Source organism: Pseudomonas sp. CJQ_9, assembly GCF_043106615.1.
GTDB lineage: Bacteria > Pseudomonadota > Gammaproteobacteria > Pseudomonadales > Pseudomonadaceae > Aquipseudomonas > Aquipseudomonas juntendi.
On record NZ_JBICMS010000092.1, the window covers coordinates 53,871 to 72,058 of the forward strand.

18 protein-coding genes are annotated in these 18,188 nt (G+C 65.7%); 7 read left to right on the top strand and 11 right to left on the bottom strand.

The window, feature by feature from the left end; all coding sequences use genetic code 11:
* Positions 1-37: 37 nt before the first annotated feature.
* The 9 genes from ACF8SD_RS19425 to cbiE form a co-directional block, all read right to left on the bottom strand.
* Complete coding sequence (locus ACF8SD_RS19425; RefSeq protein ID WP_173891230.1) at positions 38-2,068, bottom strand: TonB-dependent copper receptor; 2,031 nt, start codon at positions 2,066-2,068, stop codon at positions 38-40.
* A 66-nt stretch (positions 2,069-2,134) separates the two neighbouring features.
* On the bottom strand, positions 2,135-2,566 hold the full coding sequence (locus ACF8SD_RS19430) for a DUF2946 domain-containing protein (RefSeq protein ID WP_009683278.1): 432 nt from the start codon (positions 2,564-2,566) through the stop codon (positions 2,135-2,137).
* 22 nt (positions 2,567-2,588) lie between these two features.
* Complete coding sequence (locus ACF8SD_RS19435) at positions 2,589-3,074, bottom strand: copper chaperone PCu(A)C (protein WP_392484253.1); 486 nt, start codon at positions 3,072-3,074, stop codon at positions 2,589-2,591.
* A 46-nt stretch (positions 3,075-3,120) separates the two neighbouring features.
* Positions 3,121-3,510, bottom strand: coding sequence for a DUF2946 domain-containing protein (locus ACF8SD_RS19440; RefSeq protein WP_054904938.1), 390 nt, complete (start codon positions 3,508-3,510; stop codon positions 3,121-3,123).
* A gap of 93 nt (positions 3,511-3,603) precedes the next feature.
* Entirely contained in the window at positions 3,604-4,458 is an 855-nt protein-coding gene (locus tag ACF8SD_RS19445; protein WP_009683275.1) for an SPFH domain-containing protein, read from the bottom strand.
* Between the two features lie 26 nt (positions 4,459-4,484).
* Positions 4,485-4,922, bottom strand: a complete 438-nt coding sequence (locus ACF8SD_RS19450) for an NfeD family protein (RefSeq protein ID WP_173891228.1) — start codon at positions 4,920-4,922, stop codon at positions 4,485-4,487.
* 94 nt (positions 4,923-5,016) lie between these two features.
* Positions 5,017-5,739, bottom strand: a complete 723-nt coding sequence (locus tag ACF8SD_RS19455; protein WP_392484252.1) for a cobalt-precorrin-6A reductase — start codon at positions 5,737-5,739, stop codon at positions 5,017-5,019.
* A complete protein-coding gene (locus ACF8SD_RS19460; protein ID WP_392484251.1) occupies positions 5,736-6,830 on the bottom strand; it encodes a cobalt-precorrin-5B (C(1))-methyltransferase in 1,095 nt (364 codons plus the stop codon). Before ACF8SD_RS19460 ends, ACF8SD_RS19455 begins: the two co-directional genes overlap by 4 nt.
* Positions 6,823-8,034 (bottom strand): precorrin-6y C5,15-methyltransferase (decarboxylating) subunit CbiE, encoded by a 1,212-nt coding sequence (gene cbiE / locus ACF8SD_RS19465; protein WP_392484250.1) that lies wholly within the window; start codon positions 8,032-8,034, stop codon positions 6,823-6,825. The genes ACF8SD_RS19460 and cbiE overlap by 8 nt, the downstream gene beginning before the upstream one ends.
* Before the next feature lie 143 nt (positions 8,035-8,177).
* Here cbiE and cobG point away from each other — a divergent pair, with 143 nt between their 5' ends.
* From cobG to ACF8SD_RS19500, 7 genes are all read left to right on the top strand, one after another.
* Positions 8,178-9,509: a precorrin-3B synthase gene (gene cobG / locus ACF8SD_RS19470; RefSeq protein ID WP_392484249.1), complete on the top strand. Its 1,332-nt coding sequence runs from the start codon at positions 8,178-8,180 to the stop codon at positions 9,507-9,509.
* Complete coding sequence (locus ACF8SD_RS19475; protein WP_009683269.1) at positions 9,502-10,128, top strand: precorrin-8X methylmutase; 627 nt, start codon at positions 9,502-9,504, stop codon at positions 10,126-10,128. Before cobG ends, ACF8SD_RS19475 begins: the two co-directional genes overlap by 8 nt.
* A complete protein-coding gene (locus ACF8SD_RS19480) occupies positions 10,125-10,859 on the top strand; it encodes a precorrin-2 C(20)-methyltransferase (protein ID WP_392484248.1) in 735 nt (244 codons plus the stop codon). The genes ACF8SD_RS19475 and ACF8SD_RS19480 overlap by 4 nt, the downstream gene beginning before the upstream one ends.
* Positions 10,847-12,544: a precorrin-3B C(17)-methyltransferase gene (cobJ, locus tag ACF8SD_RS19485; protein WP_392484247.1), complete on the top strand. Its 1,698-nt coding sequence runs from the start codon at positions 10,847-10,849 to the stop codon at positions 12,542-12,544. The genes ACF8SD_RS19480 and cobJ overlap by 13 nt, the downstream gene beginning before the upstream one ends.
* 92 nt (positions 12,545-12,636) lie before the next feature.
* Positions 12,637-13,314 (top strand): hypothetical protein, encoded by a 678-nt coding sequence (locus ACF8SD_RS19490; protein WP_173891221.1) that lies wholly within the window; start codon positions 12,637-12,639, stop codon positions 13,312-13,314.
* A 61-nt stretch (positions 13,315-13,375) separates the two neighbouring features.
* Positions 13,376-14,065, top strand: coding sequence for a hypothetical protein (locus ACF8SD_RS19495; RefSeq protein ID WP_173891220.1), 690 nt, complete (start codon positions 13,376-13,378; stop codon positions 14,063-14,065).
* The gene (locus tag ACF8SD_RS19500; protein ID WP_173891219.1) at positions 14,062-14,685 is read left to right on the top strand and encodes a hypothetical protein; all 624 of its coding nucleotides are present in this window, start codon (positions 14,062-14,064) and stop codon (positions 14,683-14,685) included. Before ACF8SD_RS19495 ends, ACF8SD_RS19500 begins: the two co-directional genes overlap by 4 nt.
* Here ACF8SD_RS19500 and ACF8SD_RS19505 read toward each other — a convergent pair.
* Together ACF8SD_RS19505 and ACF8SD_RS19510 are read right to left on the bottom strand one after the other, a co-directional pair.
* Positions 14,682-15,278 (bottom strand): MarC family protein, encoded by a 597-nt coding sequence (locus ACF8SD_RS19505; protein ID WP_009683262.1) that lies wholly within the window; start codon positions 15,276-15,278, stop codon positions 14,682-14,684. The two genes, ACF8SD_RS19500 and ACF8SD_RS19505, sit on opposite strands and share 4 nt — an antisense overlap.
* Before the next feature lie 65 nt (positions 15,279-15,343).
* The gene (locus ACF8SD_RS19510; protein ID WP_392484246.1) at positions 15,344-18,115 is read right to left on the bottom strand and encodes a response regulator; all 2,772 of its coding nucleotides are present in this window, start codon (positions 18,113-18,115) and stop codon (positions 15,344-15,346) included.
* Positions 18,116-18,188: the final 73 nt, after the last annotated feature.

Below are 18,188 nucleotides of genomic sequence, written 5' to 3' on the forward strand. Positions count from 1 at the left end.
CAGATGGGCGCAACCGAAGCTGCGCCCGTGGTTAGTGTCAGAAGCTGAAATCGACTTTGGTCCAGAACGTCCTGCCTGGCTCGTTGACCGGCTGTGGGTCGCTTGCCGGGTAGCCGAACCCGGCGTTGCCGGCCAGGTTCAGGTGCTCGGCGTACGCCTTGCCGAACAGGTTGTCGACCCCGGCGCTGAGCTTGAGGTTGGTGTTGACCTTGTAGGCGCCGTTGAGCGAGAACACGCCGAAGCCGGCGCTTTTTTCGTAGTCCTTGCCGACCACGTTGCCCTGGTTCTCGGCGATGCGGTTCTGCGCCGCCACCAGCCGCCACAACGCACCGACGCTCCACACATCACGGCTGTAGGTCAGGCCCAGGCGGCTTTCCAGCGGGGGCATCTGCGGCAGCGCCTTGCCGTCACTGCTGTTCTTGCCCCACGCGTACGCCAGGCTGGCATCGGCCTTCCAGTGCTCGGTCAGCTGGTAGGCCGCGCCCAGTTCGCCACCCATGATACGCGCATCGACATTCTGGGCCTGCGAGGTGCTCATGCCCATCATGCCGGGGCGGTAGTCGAACAGGATGTAGTCACGGATCTGCCCGACATAACCCGAGGCCCAGGCTTCCAGGCGTTCGCTACGGTACTGGATGCCGAAGTCCAGCTGGGTGGTCTTCTCGGGCTTGATGCCGTCGAAAGCGTTGGCCGCACCGGGCGGTGCCAGCTTGGGCGAAAACAGCTCCCAGTAGTCGGGGAAGCGCTGGGCATGGCCCAGGCCAATGTAAGTGGTGGCTGGCAGGCCTGCCAGGTCATGTTCGTAGCGCACGAAGCCGCTGGGCAGGGTGGCCGCGCGGGTGTCGCCCTGGGTGGCGCTGCCTTGGCGGAAGTCGCGGGCCGAGGCGCGGTCCAGGCGGGCACCGCTGACCAGGCGGTCCTCACCCGTGGCGTACCAGGTCAGTTCGCTGAAGGCACCGTAGTTGTGGAAGTCGGCGTCCTTGGTCCAGGCCTGGCCCTTGTGCGCGTCCACGCCCATGCCGCCACGCTGGCGGTGCTCGTTGGTTTGCGCGTCGAGGCCGCTGATCAGTTGTACGTCGGCCCAGCGCCAGGTGGCCTTGATGCGTGCGCCCAGGGTGCGGCGGTCTACGTTGCTGACCATGGGCATGCCCATCATGCCGCTGCCCGAGGGCGTGCGCAGGCTGTAGTTGTCCATCACGTGGTCGGCGTAGTTGTAGTAGACCTGCGCTTCAAGCGTGTCCAGCACCTCGCCGAGGTTGGACTTTTCAAAGCGCAGGCCCAGGCTTTCGCGCTTGAACTGCGAGCCGTCCATGCCACGCCCGGCGTAGCGGGCTTCGCCATCGCCCTTGCCGGCGGTCAGCTCCAGCAGGGTGTCCTGGTCGGGCGTCCAGCCCAGGGCGACATCGCCGTTCCACTTGTCCCAGCGTGACGGCACGGTGTCGTTGTTACCGTCGTGATAGTCGTCCGAGCGCGACTGGTTGCCGACGAACCGTGCATAGGCCTGGCTGTTCCCGGCAGCGGCATCCAGCACTTTGTCGAAACGGCCGTTGGAGCCGGCCAGCAGGCTGGCATTGACCCGGCTGCCGAGGCTGCCGAACTGCTCGGGTTCGCGTTCGAACAGTATCGTGCCCGCCGAACCGCCTGGCCCCCAGATCACGCTCTGCGGGCCCTTGATAACGGTCAGCCGGTCATAGGTTTCGGGGGAAATGTAGGAGGTCGGCGCGTCCATGCGGTTGGGGCAGGCGCCGAGCATCAGCCCGCCATTGGTGAGGATGTTCAGGCGCGAGCCGAACATGCCGCGCAGGACCGGGTCGCCGTTGGTACCGCCGGCGCGGATCGCCGAGAAACCGGGAATGGTTTTCAGGTAGTCGGCGCCATCGCTGGCCGGTACCGGCTGGCGCGGGTCTTTCGGGTTGGTGACCACGGTCAACGGCGAACTCGGTGCCACGGCGGTGACGACCGTCGGGCTCAGCTCGGCGGCCAGGGCTACCGGCGCAAGCAGCGAGCCGCACAGTGCGGCGATGGTCCCACGCAGGGACAAGGCAAAAACAGGGGTGCAGCCAGACATAATGATTCCAGTCGATCAGTCATGAGGTAGCGCGAAGCCCGCTGGCTTCGTGCACAAAATGTCGGTTCAGGTGCTGATCGAGGAAGGCGGTGCACGGCTGCGCGCACCGGGGAATACAGCCTGCCGGGCATGGCCCTGGTGCGTGGGTGCAATCAGGTGGCTGGTGGGTACGACGCTGCCGGCGCTGAGTGGGCTTAGGGCCTGGGGCAGGGCCGGGCAGTTGAACAACAGGCTGCAGTAGCCGCACTTTTCCCACATCACATGCAGCTGGCCGTCGCTGCCGTGGCCGTGATGGCTGTCGCCAGCGTGCTGATGGGCAGCCGGCATGGGCATGTCCATCGGCATGGCCATGCCGGCGTGGTGGTTCATCGGCATCGCCTGGGAAATCAGCGGGCCGATGAAGATCATCCACATGGCGAACAGGCTCAGCCATCCGCCACCGGCGCGCCTGCGGTCAGGGCGGGTGGTACGGCGCATGCGGGGGTAGGGCAGGCTCATGGCCAGCGCCTGTCAGCTGCGGTCAGTGTGCGTGTTCGTGCGTTTGCGGCTGGTTCGCTGGCGCTTGCTTCTGCACGGCCACTTCGACGGTGACATCGCCGGCCTTCTCGAAGTGCAAGGTCAACGGGAAGCGCTTGCCATCGACCAGCAGGCTGCGATCCTTGGGCTGCATCAGCATCACGTGGTAGGCACTGGGGGCGAAGGTCAGGTCCTTGCCGGCGGGCACCACCACACTGGGTACCTGTTGCATTTTCATGGCCCCGTTGGCGCTCATGGCATGTTCGTGCAGTTGCGCATCATCGCTGATCGGGCTGTCGACGCTGAGCAGGCGGTCGTCGGCCTGGCCGTTGTTGTGCACCACGAAATACGCCGCCACGTTGGGCGCATTGGGTGGCAGCTGCAGCGACCAGGGGTGGGCAATGTGCAGGTCACCCACGCTGTATTCGTGGGCATTGGCGAAAGCGCCTGGCAGCATCAGGGCGGCCAGGACGAGGGCGTGCTTGAGCATGGTGAATCTCCGTTCTGTTTCAGGTTCAGGCAGACAACGACGGAACTCAGGCCAGTGGAGAGGCACGGGGGTTTAACGCAGGCCAGAGCTGGCGCGGCGTGGGTTGGTAGTCAGCCGGTGGCGGCAACAGCCCGGCGAACAGTGTCGGCGGGTTGTGCAATTGCGGCGGGTACGCGGGCAGGGCCAGCAGCGGCGCGGCGCCAGAGCAGCACCAGCAGTTCATCAAGGCGGCGCTGTCGTCGCTTTGCGGGCCCAGGTCGATCTTGGCCAGTGCCTGGACATCGACCTTGGCCTTGTTGGCCATGCTGGAACAGAAGGCCCCCCACAGCAGCTGCTCGGCCGGGCCCTTGGGCGCGGCAGAGGACAGCGGCATGGCCAGCAGGTTGAACAGCACTGCAAGGCAGGCTATCCAGGCGATGTGCCGACGTGGGGGCATGGAGAGATCCGGTCAGGAATCGTGGTGGGTATTGTAAGGCCGAGTATAGGTAAATACGCGGGGTGCGGTGAAGTGACGCAGCGCGTGGTGCTATCAAGCCTTGCCACGCCCCATCAGCCCACGCACGGTTTCCTGCAGGTCCGCCGGCAACACCACCACCTTGGCGTTGTTGCTCCCGGCCAGGTTTTCCATCGCCCCGACATAGCGCTCACCCAGCAGGTACATGGCCGGCACGGTTTCGTTGCCCACGGCTTCCTTGACCAACGAAATAGCCCGGGCCGAAGCCTCGGCCAGGCTGATTTGCGCCTCGGCGTCCAGCCTGGCGGCTTGCAGGCGCGCTTCGGCTTCCAGGATGGCCGCCTGCTTGGCGCCTTCGGCACGGGTCACATCGGCCTTGCGCTCCCGTTCGGCGGCAGCCTGGCGCTCCATGGCCAGTTGCATGTTTTCCGAGGGCTTGATGTCCTGGATTTCCACCGAACGCACGGTCACGCCCCAGTCTTCGGTCTGCTCGGACATCGCCTCGCGCAGGCGAGCCTTGATCTGCTCGCGGCTGGACAGCGCTTCGTCCAGGTCCATGGCACCGACGATCGCGCGCAGCGAGGTCATGGTCAGGCTGGTGACGGCGAAAGAGAAGTTCTGTACGCCATACGAGGCTTTCTGCGGGTCGACCACCTTGGCGAAGCACAGGGCATTGGCGACGATCACCGCGTTGTCCTTGGTGATGATTTCCTGCTCCTGCACATCGAGGATGATGTCCTTGGTGGGCAGGCGGTAGGCGACCACGTCCATGTACGGGATGACGATGTTCAGGCCGGGCTTGAGGGTGCTGTGGTAGCGGCCCAGGCGCTCGACGATCCATTCCTCGCCCTGGGGCACGATGCGAACCCCCTTGAACACGGTGATCAGAACGAACAGCGCGATGGCGCCAACGACGATGAGGCTGGTCATGATGCAAAATTCCTTTTTGTGCGGTTTCAGGCCCGGATGACGCGGGCGGTATTGCCCTCGATGGCGGTCAGGCGCACCCGCTCGCCGGCGGCGATTTCGCTGTCGGCGATACAGGTCCATTCTTCATTGCCCAGGATCGGCTTCTGGAAGCGCACGCGGCCCTTGTGGAACTCCGACACCGCGGCGGTCAGCAGGCCCACTTCGCCGATCACGCTGTCGGCGGTCCAGCGCACATCCGGCTGCTTGCGCCGGAACAGCTTGAACCACAGCGCGGTGGTGGCCGATGACAGCACTACCCACAGCAGTACCTGCATGTCCAGGGCCAGGGTGGGCGCGGCCAGGGCAACCAGCGCGACCAGCACGGCACCGATGCCGAACCAGAGGATGAAGAATGTCGGCAGGACCAGTTCCAGCAGGATCAGCCCGATGCCGAACACCAGCCAGATCCACCATTGCATTTCCATATGGGTTGCGCCTTCCAGGGGGAGGTGCTGAGTGTAAGGCAGCAGGGCGCTACTGGGCCACTTGCAGGGCGTACGGAAAAATCCGAAAAAGCTGTCAGTGCAGGCCCAGCGCAGCCAGCAGCGCCAACGGCGTGTCGAATGCACGATCCACCGCTGGCAACGCCGGGCGTTTCAGGACCAGCACTGGCACCCCCAGCTCACGTGCCACTTCCAGTTTGGGTTCGGTCGCCACGCTGCCGCTGTTCTTGCTGATCAACACGTCTATGTTGCGCCGCTGGAACAATGCCCGTTCATCCTCGAGAACAAACGGCCCGCGCGCACCGATCACTTCACAGCGCTCATTGCCGGGGCAGGCCTCCAGTGCCCGCAAGGTCCAGAACTGCTGTGGCGGAATTTCGTCCAGGTGCTGCAGCGGCTCACGCCCCAGCGTGAACAGCGGCCGGCGAAACGGCTGCAGTGCTGCGATCAAGTGCGCCCAGTCTGCCACTTCGCGCCAGTCATCCCCCTTTTGCGCCTGCCAGGCCGGGCGGCGCAGGGCCCAACAGGGGATGCCGGCGTTGCGTGCGGCCTGGGCGGCATTGCCGCTGATCTGTGCTGCATAGGGGTGGGTGGCGTCGATCAGCAGGGTAATGCCCGACTCGCGCAGGTAGCGCGCCAGGCCTTCAGCGCCACCGAAGCCACCGACCCGCACCTGGCATTGCAGGTCCTGCGGCACACGGCCGATACCGGCCAGGCTGTAGACATGTTGCGGGCCGAGGCGGCGGGCGATGGCCAGGGCCTCGGTGATGCCACCCAGCAGCAGGATACGGGCGGTCATGCCACGCCAGCCTTGCCGACAATGCCGCCCTGGCGGTCGATGGCGAACACTTCAACCTGCACTGCCGCCGGCACCACGCTGCGGGCAAAGGCCAGGGCATGGGCGCACACCGCATCACCCAGCGCGATACCGGCCGCATGCGCCACTGCGAGAGCCTGCTGGCTGGTATTGGCGTCGATGATCGCGGCTTGCAGGGCCGTGTCAGCACCGATCGCGGCTGCCCAGCCGGCCAGCTGCGGCAGGTCGATGCTGGAATGGCGGCTGTGCAGGTCCATGTGCCCGGCAGCCAGCTTGCTGATCTTGCCAAAGCCGCCGCACAAGGTCAGGCGCGGCACCGGCACCTTGCGCAGGTGCTTGAGCACCGCGCCGACGAAGTCGCCCATTTCGATCAGGGCGATTTCCGGCAGGCCGTAGACACGGCGCATGGTGTCCTCACTGGCGTTGCCGGTGCAGGCGGCGATGTGGGTGTAGCCGTTGGTGTGGGCCACGTCGATGCCCTGGTGGATCGACGCGATATAGGCGGCGCAGGAGAAGGGCCGCACGATACCGCTGGTGCCGAGGATCGACAGGCCGCCGAGGATGCCCAGGCGCGGATTCATGGTCTTGAGCGCCAACTGTTCACCCCCCTGCACGTTGACCGTGACCTCGAAGCCGCCAGGGTGGCCACACTCATCGGCCAGGCGTTGCAGGTGCTCGCTGATCATGCGCCGGGGCACCGGGTTGATGGCAGGTTCACCGACCGCCAGCACCAGCCCCGGCCGGGTCACGGTGCCGACGCCGCTGCCAGCGATGAAGCGCACGCCCGGTTCACCCAGCAGGCGCACCTGACTGTACAGCAGCGCACCATGGGTCACGTCGGGATCATCGCCGGCATCCTTGACGGTCCCGGCTTCGGCGCATTCGCCCACCAGGCGACAGAATTCCAGGCGCATCTGCACCACCTTGCCTTTGGGCAGGGTGATAGCCACGGCGTCGTCACGCTGCCCGGTGAGCAATAGCTTGGCTGCCGCCAGGCTGGTGGCGGTGGCGCAACTGCCGGTGGTCAGGCCGCTGCGCAGTGGGGCGGGCTGTTCGCGGGTTTCTTCACGCATCGACGGGTTTCTGCACTTCCAGCAGGGTGATCGGTAGCGCCTGGCGCCAGGTGTCGAACGCGCCCAGCGGTTGGGCATGGGCGACATGCACGCGGGTCAGTTCGCCACCGTGCTGTTGGCGAAAATGCGCCAAGGCCAGTTCGCTTTGCAGGGTCACCGCATTGGCCACCAGGCGCCCGCCAGGGCGCAGGCTGGCCCAGCACAGGTCGAGCACCCCTTCGCGGGTGACGCCGCCGCCGATGAAAATGGCATCGGGCGGCTCAAGCCCATGCAACGCTGCCGGCGCCTTGCCGCGAACCAGCTGCAGGCCGGGAACACCCAGCGCATCGCGGTTATGTTCGATGAAACCCTGGCGGCCTTCGTCGGCCTCGATGGCCAGGGCGCGGCAGGCCGGGTGGGCGCGCATCCATTCGATACCGATCGAGCCGCAGCCAGCACCCACGTCCCACAGCAGCTCGCCAGGCTGCGGCGCCAGGCGCGCCAGGGTCATCGCGCGGACATCGCGCTTGGTCAGCTGGCCGTCGTGGCGAAAGGCGCTGTCGGGCAGCCCGGCCAGGCGATGGTGACGGGGGGCGTCGGGCGTGGCCTGGCAGTCGATGGCCACCAGGTTGAGCGCAGCGATATCGGTGTGCGGCCAGTCCTGGGCAGTGCCGGCCAGCGTGCGTTCGGCTTCGCCACCGAGGTGCTCGAACACCTGCAGGCGGCTGGGCCCGAAGCCACGTTCGCAGAGCAGCGCAGCGATGGCCGCCGGGCTGTCGCCATCGTTGCTCAGCACCAGCAGGCGCAGGCCGCTGTGCAGGTGGGCGTTGAGGGCAGCCAGCGGCCGCGCCACCAGTGACACCACGTGCAGGTCTTGCACTGGCCAGCCCAGGCGGGCCGCTGCCAGGGCGCAGGAAGAGGGCATCGACAGCACGCGCATTTCGGCCGCGGGCACCAGGCGCGCCAGGCTGGCCCCGACGCCGTAGAACATGGGGTCGCCGCTGGCCAGCACGCACACCGGCTCGCCACGCAGGGCCAGTACCGGGTTCAGCGAGAATGGGCTGGGCCAGGGCAGTTGTTCAGCGCGCGTGCAGTGCGGCAGCAGGGCCAGCTGGCGGGGGCTGCCGACGATCTTCGTGGCGCCCAGCAGGGCGCGCCGGGCTTGTTTGCCCAAGCCAGGGAAGCCGTCTTCGCCGATGCCTACTACTGTCAGCCAGGGTGTCATTCATACCTCTTAAAGATTCTGGGGCGCACAGCGCCCCAAAATTTCTGCTCAAACCCGAATGATGCTCGACCACCGGCTTTTCATGCCGCCGACCAAAGCAGGCATAATACCGCGCCTTCTACACTCAAGCGCACTTTCACAGATTGCCGGATACTCCATTGACCCAGGCCGATGCCCCCGCTGTTACCCCACGTCCCTCGGCTTGCCCGGGGTTGTGGCGCATCGTCAGTGCCCGCGATGGCGGTATCTGCCGGATCAAGCTACCGGGCGGCCTGCTGCTGGCCGACCAGGCCGATGCGGTAGCCGCCGCTGCCGAGCGTTTCGCCGGCGGCGTGATCGAGGCCACCAACCGCGGCAACCTGCAAATCCGCGGTATCGGCAATGCACACCACGCCTTGGTCGAGACCTTGCTCGCGGCAGGCCTGGGCCCGCGCGATGCGGCAGGCGACGATGTGCGCAACCTGATGCTCAGCCCGCTGGCCGGGCATGATCCGGCCATGCTGCTGGACGCCCGGCCCCTGGCCAGGCAGATTCTCGACCTGCTCGAAAGCACCCCGCGCTTCCACCAGTTGTCGGCCAAGTTCGCCGTGCAGCTCGATGCCGGCGAAGCCCTGGCCATGCTCGAACACCCTCACGACCTGTGGCTGTCGGCGTTGCGCCTGGGCCAGCAAACCTGGCTGGCGTTCGGCCTGGCGGGTTGCCCGGCAGATGGCCAGGTGCTCGGTGCAGTGCCGCTGGCCGATGGCCTGGCCCTGGTGCGTGCCGTGCTCGACCGTTTCCTCGACCTGGCCAGCCCCGCGCATTCGCGCATGCGCCAGCTGCTGGAAGCCTGCCCGGCCGGCGAGTTTGTCGAAGGCCTGCCTCTGGATATCCGCCGCGACGCTGCCGTGCTCGGCTGGCGCCGGCGCCAGCCTGCTCCCGTGTGGCTGGGCACGCTGCCCCAGGCCCGCGGCCTGGCCCTTGGCGTTGCCCCGGCGCAGGGCCGCCTGACCCCGGCCATGCTGCGCGGCGTCGCCCAGGTCTGCCGTGAGCTGGGCGACGGCAGCCTGCGCCTGAGCCCATGGCAAAGCCTGGTGCTGACCAACCTGCCGGCGCAGCACATCGAGCAGGCCCAGGCCGGGTTGTCTGCTCTGGGCCTGCTTTGCCACGTCGATGAGCCGCTGGCGCGTATCAGCGCCTGCACCGGCAGCAGCGGCTGCGCCAAGGGCCTGGGCGAGACCAAGGGCGATGCCGTGGCCCTGGCCGCGCTGCTCGGCCCTGGCGCCCCGGGCAGCGTGCACCTGTCTGGCTGCCCCCGTTCCTGCGCCGTGGCCCACGTTGCCCCGGCCACCTTGTTGGCCCGTTCACCGGGCCGTTATGACCTGTACCTGCGTGACGCGTGCCAGCCAGGCTTTGGCGCCCTGCGCGGCACCGACCTTACCTTGAATGAAGCAGGCGCCATGCTCGACCTGCCGACGGAGCACCTTGATGATTGACTACATCCGCGATGGTCAGGAGATCTATCGCAATTCCTTCCGGATCATCCGCGAGGAAGCCCGGCTCGAGCGGATCCCCGCAGACCTCGAAAAGCTCGCCGTGCGGGTGATCCACGCCTGTGGCATGGTCGAAGCCATCGATGGCCTGCAGTTCTCTGCAGGCGCTGGCCATGCCGGGCGCGAAGCGCTGCGCAACGGCGCACCGATCCTGTGCGATGCGCACATGGTCGCCGAGGGCATCACCCGGGCCCGCCTGCCAGCCGACAACCAGGTCATCTGCACCCTGCGTGACCCCAGCGTGCCTGGCCTGGCCAAAGAGGCCGGCAACACCCGCTCGGCCGTGGCCCTGGAATTGTGGCGCCCGCACTTGGAGGGCAGCGTGGTGGTCATCGGTAATGCCCCCACCGCCCTGTTCTACCTGCTGGAAATGCTCGACGCCGGCGCGCCCAAGCCGGCGCTGATCCTCGGCTTCCCGGTCGGCTTCGTCGGTGCTGCCGAGTCCAAGGCGATGCTCGCTGCCGACAGCCGCGGCGTGCCGTTCGTGATCATGCAAGGCCGCCTGGGCGGCAGCGCAATGGCCGCTGCCGCGGTCAACGCCCTGGCCACGGAGGTGGAATGATGGCGCCGCGTGGACGACTGCTGGGCCTGGGCGTAGGCCCCGGCGACCCCGAGCTGATCACCGTCAAGGCCCTGCGCCTGCTGCGCGAGGCCCCGGTGGTCGGCTACTTCGTGGCCAAGGGCAAGCGTGGCAATGCCTTCGGCATCATCGAGGCGCACCTGCAGCCTGCCCAGACCCTGCTGCCGCTGGTCTACCCGGTGACCACCGAAGCCCTGCCGGCGCCTTTGTCCTATGAACAGGTCATCAGCGACTTCTACGACGAAGCCAGCGTGCAAGTGGCCGCGCACCTGGATGCCGGCCGGGACGTGGCAGTGATCTGCGAAGGCGACCCGTTTTTCTACGGCTCGTACATGTACCTGCACGACCGCCTGGCGCAGCGTTATGAGGCCGAGGTGGTTCCTGGGGTGTGCTCCATGCTGGGGGGCGCGTCGGTGCTGGGCGCGCCCTTGGTGTACCGCAACCAGAGTTTGTCCGTGCTGTCCGGGGTGTTGCCGGCCGAAGAGCTCAAGCGCCGCCTGGGCGACGCCGATGCGGCGGTGATCATGAAGCTTGGCCGCAACTTCCCCAAGGTCCGCGACGTGCTGGCCGAGCTTGGCCTGGACGGGCGCGCGCTGTACGTGGAGCGGGCGACCATGGCCAACCAGAAAATCGTGCCGCTGGACCAGGTCGACCCGCTGTCGTCGCCGTACTTTTCGCTGATTATCGTGCCGGGGGAAAAATGGCAGGGCTGACCATGAACCCGGCACCGGCCATCGTCATTCTCGGGCCGGGCAGCCTGTTGACGGCACAGCGCATCCAGCAGTGTTATCCACAGGCCTTGATCCATGGCCTGGAGGGCCGCGTGGAGGGCGCCGACTGCTACTACAGTGCCTTTGGCGACACCCTGCGGGCGCTGTACCAGCAAGCCACCCCGATCATTGCGCTGTGTGCAGCCGGTATCGTCATTCGCAGCCTGGCGCCCCTGCTCAGCGAGAAGGGCAGCGAACCGCCGGTGCTGGCTGTGGCCGAAGATGGCAGTGCGGTGGTGCCATTGCTCGGTGGCCTGGGCGGGGTGAACGTGATGGCGCGGGAAATCGGCGCGGCGCTGGGTGTTGCCGCCGCCATCACGACCAGCGGCGAACTGCGTTTCGGCACCTGCCTGCTGAACCCGCCGCAAGGCTATGCCCTGGCCGATGTCGAGCAAGGCAAGCGCTTTGTTTCCGACCTGCTGGCTGGCGAGTCGGTGCGGGTCGAGGGGCATGCGCCCTGGCTGCAGCAGGCGCAATTGCCCGCCAGCGAGGTGGCCCGGCGCACCATTCATGTGGGGCACCTGGCGCGCCCGGCCAGCCGCGACGAGTTGCTGATCCACCCGCGCTCGGTGGTCGTGGGGGTTGCAGGCGGCGCGCTGCACACTATCCGTGCTGCCTTGCAGCAGGCCGGCATCGCCGAGCCAGCTGTGGCCTGTGTGTTGGCGGGCGAGCACGCCATGGCCGACACCACCTTGCACGAAGCGGCGCAGGCTTTGGGTATTGCCCTGCGCTTCGCGGCCCAGCCAGGCGATGTTCCCAGCATGCTGGCGGCGGCATTGCCCGATGCCCAACTGATCGGGCAGGGCGAGGTGGTCATCGCAGTGGCACCCGCCCCGGTCGAGGTGGAGCGGCTGGGCCGCCGTCGCGGCCGTCTGGCCGTTATCGGCCTGGGGCCGGGCGCTGCCGAGCTGATGGTGCCAGCGGTCAAGGCGGAATTGGCCCGGGCGCAGGACGTGCTTGGCTATGAAACCTATGTGCGCATGGCCGGGCCGTTCCGTAGCGACCAGGTGCTGCACTGCACCGACAACCGCGAAGAGATGCAACGCGCCAGGCATGCCTTCGAGCTGGCGGCCCAAGGCCGTTCGGTGGTGGTGGTGTCGTCGGGCGACCCGGGGGTGTTCGCCATGGCGGCGGCAGTGCTCGAAGCGCTGCACGCGTCGACCGACCCGGCGTGGCACCGGGTCGACCTGGAGATCCTGCCGGGGGTCTCCGCCTCGCTGGCGACCGCAGCCCAGGCAGGTGCACCGCTGGGCCATGACTTCTGCGTGATGTCGCTGTCGGACAACCTCAAACCCTGGTCGATCATCGAGAAGCGCCTGGACCTGGCCGCCCAGGCTGACCTGGTATTGGCATTCTACAACCCGATTTCCCGCTCGAGGCCGCATCAGCTCGGCGTGGCGCTCGAAGTGGTTCGGCGGCACCGTGCTGGCAACACGCCTGTAGTCCTGGGGCGTGATATCGGTAGGCCGGGGCAGACGCTCAAGGTAGTCACATTGGCCGAGCTGCTGCCAGAAATGGTCGACATGCGCACCATGGTGCTGGTGGGCTCCTCCACAACCTGCGTGTTTCCTCGCCTCACGGGCGGGGTGTGGGCCTACACGCCACGTTGGTACCCTTCGGCCAGCTAGCTGCCGCGGAAACCCTTCAGCGCGCTGTCTTGCGAGCGCGCTGGCTAAGGTGGCTGCCCCTGATTCAGGGGTAACCACCAAGGAGTTTCCCAATGTCTGAAACACAAGCCACTACCCGCGACGCCGCCGTCCTGGTCGAAGGCAACCTGCTTGCCTGTGGCGCGGGTATGTCCGTGCAAAGCCGCCATGACTGCAAGAATGCATACCACTTTGCCACCTTGGTGGCGGACAAAGCCTTCGATGCCGAAAAGCAAAGCAGGGAGTGGTATGACAAGCTCATCGATGTGATGCGTAACCTGGGCTTCACCATCCCCAAGCGCAGCTTCGAGCAGGAAACATCGGCTGAGCTGTCGGTCACCGTCGGCGCCATTGCTGTGCGCGCGATTGCCGTTGCCGGCAACGCAATGTTGGGCGGCACCCAACTGGGCAGTCTGGCCAAAAAGGCCTTCGACAAGATGGCCACCGTCGAGAGCGACGCCAAAGTGCTCGACCACAAACGCAAGAACAAGACCCGGGGCATGGTCGGCCTGGCTGCGTGCATCGAGACGGAACAAGGTGATGTGGTCATGGTGATCAGCTGTATCCAGGCGTCTGCCCCGCAGCTGGACGACGACGTGCTGGGCATCCAGTGGAAGCTGAACAAGAGCCGCTACTACGCCGGTACGGCGGTGCTCACCCTCAACAACTTCGTCTACGACAAAGTGCGCGAAACCGTGGAAAACAAACTGGGCGTGCGCAGCGTCGAGAACGTTCTGCAGTACGACATCTGATTGCCTGGCGGCATTTCGCCGATGCCGCCTTTTCGACTCTCCTTGAAATGAGGCAACACACATGGATAAAGCATCCGAGCAACTGATGCTGATCGGTGGCACGGCGTTGGTTTACCCGCAGAGGGCGGGCGAAATACTGCGCCAGGCCGCTTTCGACTCGATACTGTACGCCCAGTTGGTGGCCAACAAGCACGCCGGGTCGCGTTTCGAGCAGTATGACGCCTGGTACGCGGCCAACCGCGAGGCATTTCGCCAATTGGGCTGGATCAAGCTGGCCAGCACCCACGACCTCAAACAGCTGGGGCAACCCGTTCGGTGCGCCCAGCCCCAGCCGCTGGAAGCCTGGTTGAAAATGCGCGCGATCAGCCCCGAAGCCCTGCTGACCACGGTAAAGGCAGGCCTGCGCCGCTCTGCCCAGGCTGTAGGCCATTTGCTGAAGTTCAGCGCCCAGGAGCAGGGCCAGCGCTCCAGCCTGGTAGTGGAGGTGGGGCTGCTGAAGGCCGGGCCAACCCTCGATCTTTGCAGCATCACGCTGCAGGTCGACGAGCGTATTTCTGCCGTGCCCGTGAATGTGCTGCTGAGCGAGCAGGTACTCAGGGGCGAAGCCGAGTTCGATGGTATTTCCCTGGCACTGGATAACGGGCGCTTTGAGCACCAGCGCACTGCACTGCAGGCGCTGATGGAGGACAGGAATGCCCAAGGTGAATACCGCTTCGACCCTTATGCGCCAGTAGTGGAGGCAATACCATGACGGATGTTGCTCCTGCGGTAATTGGTGCCGGTATCGTGTCGTTCTTGCCAGGAATGGACGCAGCCCAGGCGAGCAAGGTGAAGCTGGCCCTGGCGATGGCCGAGCGGGCCACGCAAACAGCCCACAGTGAGGGCTTGATCGAGAACTGGTTCGACTACTACCGCAACCAGCTCAAGTACATGGGTTGGGACTCGGTTTCTGCCGAGCAGGCGCATTGGCCCGACCCGCGCCGTGCCAAACAGACCGATCAGGTTCTGGAAACCATCGCTGCCAAGGCGGGGGAGCGCTTTGCAACGACAACCGGGCTCTCCATCCGGAAACTGCTGAGGCAGCCCTCGGTGCTGCGTGAGCTGGAACGGTGCGCATACGAGCGCGAGCATTTCCAGTTACTGCCCTGTGCGCCCGCCGGTGCTGGCCGGGTCGACATGGTGCTTTACCATGAGGTCGACAGCCACGCGGCATTCAAGGCCGGCTTCCTCAGCCACAAGCGCAGCCACAAGGTGGTGCGGGCGGAACTGGTGCGGTTCAATGTGCTGGCGTTCGAGAACAGCTTCCTGGGCAAAGTGCAGGAGCGGGTGGTGCAAGCCTCATTGAACCGTATTCTGGAATACGGCCTTTAAGGTGCCAGGTAGCCTTTGATGCCGGTGAAGATGATCTGTGCAGCCAAGGCGCAGACGAACAGGCCCATCAGCCGGCTGACGATCTGCAAGCCCTGGTCACCGAGCAGGCGCTCGATGCGGTGCGATAGGTACAGCACCACACCCACGGTGAAGCTGGCCAAGGCAATGCCGATAATTGCCAGCAATTTGTCGCCCCAGTGCGGTTGGCTGACGCCCATTACCAGCAGGGCGCCGATGGTGCCAGGCCCGACGGTCAACGGGATGGTCAGCGGCACGATGGTGACGTCCTGTTGCACGTTGTCGGCCTGCACCGCGGACTTGCCTTGGGCCATGCCCAGCGCAGAAATGAACAGCACACTGCCCGCGCCGATCCGGAAGGCATCGGCGGTGATGCCGAAAATGCCGAAGATCGCCCGGCCGAACAGGTACAGCAGCACGCTGGCGATGAGCGCGGCAAAAGCCACCTTCCAGGCCAGTTGCTTGCGTTCTTTGCTGGAGTGGCCACGGGTCAGGCTGATGAAGCACGACAGCACGAAGAACGGGCTGTAGAGCACGAGCATTTTCAGGTAGACGCTGAACAACTCATGGAGCATGAGCGCGGGTCCTTGGCAAAGTCGGTTGGAGTGGGCTGGGGCTGTGGTGGGCCTGCGCCGGCAGGTCAGGAAATGTGCGCCGGGTCTGTCGCGGCTTCGCGCTGGCTGGCCCAGTACTGAATCAGTTCGCGCAGTTGCGACAACTCCACCGGCTTGGCCATGTGCCCGTCCATGCCGGCCAGCCGCGCGCGCTCCTTGTGCTCGGCAAGAATATGCGCCGTCAGCGCCACCACCGGGGTGCGCTGGCGGTTGTTGGCGGCTTCCCAGGCGCGCAGCTGCCGGGTGGCCGAGAAACCATCCAGCACAGGCATTTCACAGTCCATCAAGACCAGGTCGTAATGCCTTTCTTTCATGGCCTGCAGGGCTTCCTCACCATTGCTGGCGGTGTCGGGTTGCAGGTTCAGCTTGCCGAGCATGCCGCGTATCACCTTGGTCGAAATGCTGTTGTCCTCGGCCACCAGTACGCGGAAATCTGCCGGCAAGTCAAATGCCTGCGGGACCCCAGGTGGGCTGGCGGGTAGCGCCTGCTCGCGGCCGCGCTGGGCCAGCTCCTCGGCGAGGGTGGTTTTCAGGGTATAACCGGCGACCGGCTTGGCGAGTATCCGTTTGACCCCGGCGTTGCGCGCGATGACTTTGCTGGGCGCGTTGCTGATACCGGTGAGCATGACCACCAGAATGTCGTGGTTCAGGCTGGGGTCTTCCTTGATCTTGGCGGCCAGCTGCATGCCGGTCATGCCGGGCATGTTCTGGTCCAGCAGCACGGCGTCGAAGTAGTCGCGCAGGTGCGCCTTGGTGCGCAACAGGGCCAGGGCCTCCTTGCCTGACGGCACCGCGCTGACATTCATGCCCCAGGCACTGCATTGCTGCACCAGCACTTTGCGGCAGGTATCGTTGTCGTCCACTACCAGCACCCGCGCATCGCGCAGCGGGCCTTCGAGGTCGGCCAGGGGCTGTTCCAGGCGCGAAGGGTCCAGCGGCAGGGTCAGCCAGAGGGTATTGCCCATGCCGGTGCTGCTCTTGATGCCGAATTCACCTTGCATCAGGCCGATCAGCTGCTTGGCGATGACCAGCCCCAGGTGGCCGCCCAGCTTGCTGCTGGAAAGGAAATGGTGGCTGTGCAATTCGGCCTGCAGCAGGGCCTCGCGGTCTGCGGCCGGCAGCGGCTCGCCACTGTCCTGCACGGCAATGCGCAGGCGTGGCACCTCACCCCGCTGATCCAGGGCCACCACCAGCAGGATCTCGCCTTGGTCGGTGTTTTTCAGTGCGTTTTCCAGCAGGCTGGACAACGCCTGGCGCAGCCGCGTGGGGTCACCGCTGATGACCCGCGGCACCTGCGGCTGGGTAAAGCTGATCAGCTCGATGTTCTGCTGTTCGGCCTTGGCGCGGAATATGTTCAGGCAGTCCTCGATCAGCGCGTTGAGGTCGAACTGCACATCATCCAGCTCGATCTGCCGGGACTCGAGCTTGGAAATGTCGAGTATCTCGTTGATCAGGGTCAGCAGTTCGTTGCCCGCGCTGTGGATGGTCTGCACGTAGTCCCGCTGCTTGACCGACAACGGCGTGCCAAGCAACAGCTCGGTCATGCCCAGCACCCCGTTCATCGGGGTGCGGATTTCGTGGCTGATCTTGGCCAGGAACTCGGCCTTGGCGTTGATTTCGGCATCGCTGGCAGCCAGTGCCCGGCTGACGCTGAAGCGCTCTTCACTCATGCGCCGCAGGCGCTCGCTGACCGCCAGGTTGAGCAGCAGGCCGCTGGCCACGGCCAGGCCCAGCAAAATGCTCAGTAGCCATGGCGTGGAAGTGCGGGTAAAGCCCAGCAGGGCCGGCAACAGCACCAGGCCACCCAGGTTGAACAGCACCATCGCCAGGCAGAACAGCCGGGCGGGGGCATAGCCCTTGTACCACTGGTAGCTGCTGACCAGCAGCATGCTCACGGTGCCCAGCGCCATCAGGGCATAGGTCATCAGGTTGAGGGGCAGGGTATCGACGAACAGCAGCACCAGGCCGCTGAGCCCTACCAGCAGCATTTCACCTTGCAGCAAGCGGTTAAGCCGGGGCGAGTTGCACGGCGAGAAGAAGTGCTGGGTGAAATACAACCCGGCCAGCCCCGCCAGTACCAGGGTCAGGTAGGCCGCGGGCGTTTGTGCGCTGTGCCAGACATGCCACCACGGGCCGCTGAGGTTCAGCAAGATAAGGCCACTGAGCAGCATCAGGCCGTGATACAGCGCCAGCACCAGGGAAGTGCTGGAGCGACTGTAGAAGAAGCGGATCAGGTTATGCAGGATCAGCATCACCAGACCGCCGAACAGCATGCCGAACAGCAGCGGCTGGCGCTGGTCGGCGGCGGCCTGGGCGGCGGGCTCCAGGCTGATGGCCGGGCGCAACTGGTGTTCGGACACCAGGCGCAGGTAGATGTCCACCGGTTGCTTGCTGTTGGGCAGGGGGAGTACATGGTCGCTGCCGCGCAGGGTGGGGCTGGCATTGCCGGCCTGACGCCCGTGGTGCAACTGACGCAGAAGTTGGTCGCCTTCGAGGGCGTAGAGGTCCAGGCCAGACAGGTCCGGGGCGAAAACCCGCAGCAACTGTTCCTGGTCGCCCGGCTCCAGGCGGTAATGCAGCCACAGGGCTTGTTCTGCCGGTGCGGCATCCAGTTCGGCAAGGATCAGCGGGCTGAACTGGTTACGGTAGCGCTCGGAACGCACGTCGCTCAGTTGCAGGTTGGCCTGTTCATCGAGCAGCACCGACCAGCCTCCGCCATGATCGGCCGCAGCCGGGAACATGCAGAGCAAGGTCAGCAAGCTGACGATAAGAGCTGAGGCAATCCGAAGCCGACGCACTACGAAATCCCTTCTTGGCCGATGTGCCGGGTATCAACTATGCGCGGCGCACCAAGCCGAAGGCAAGGCCCAT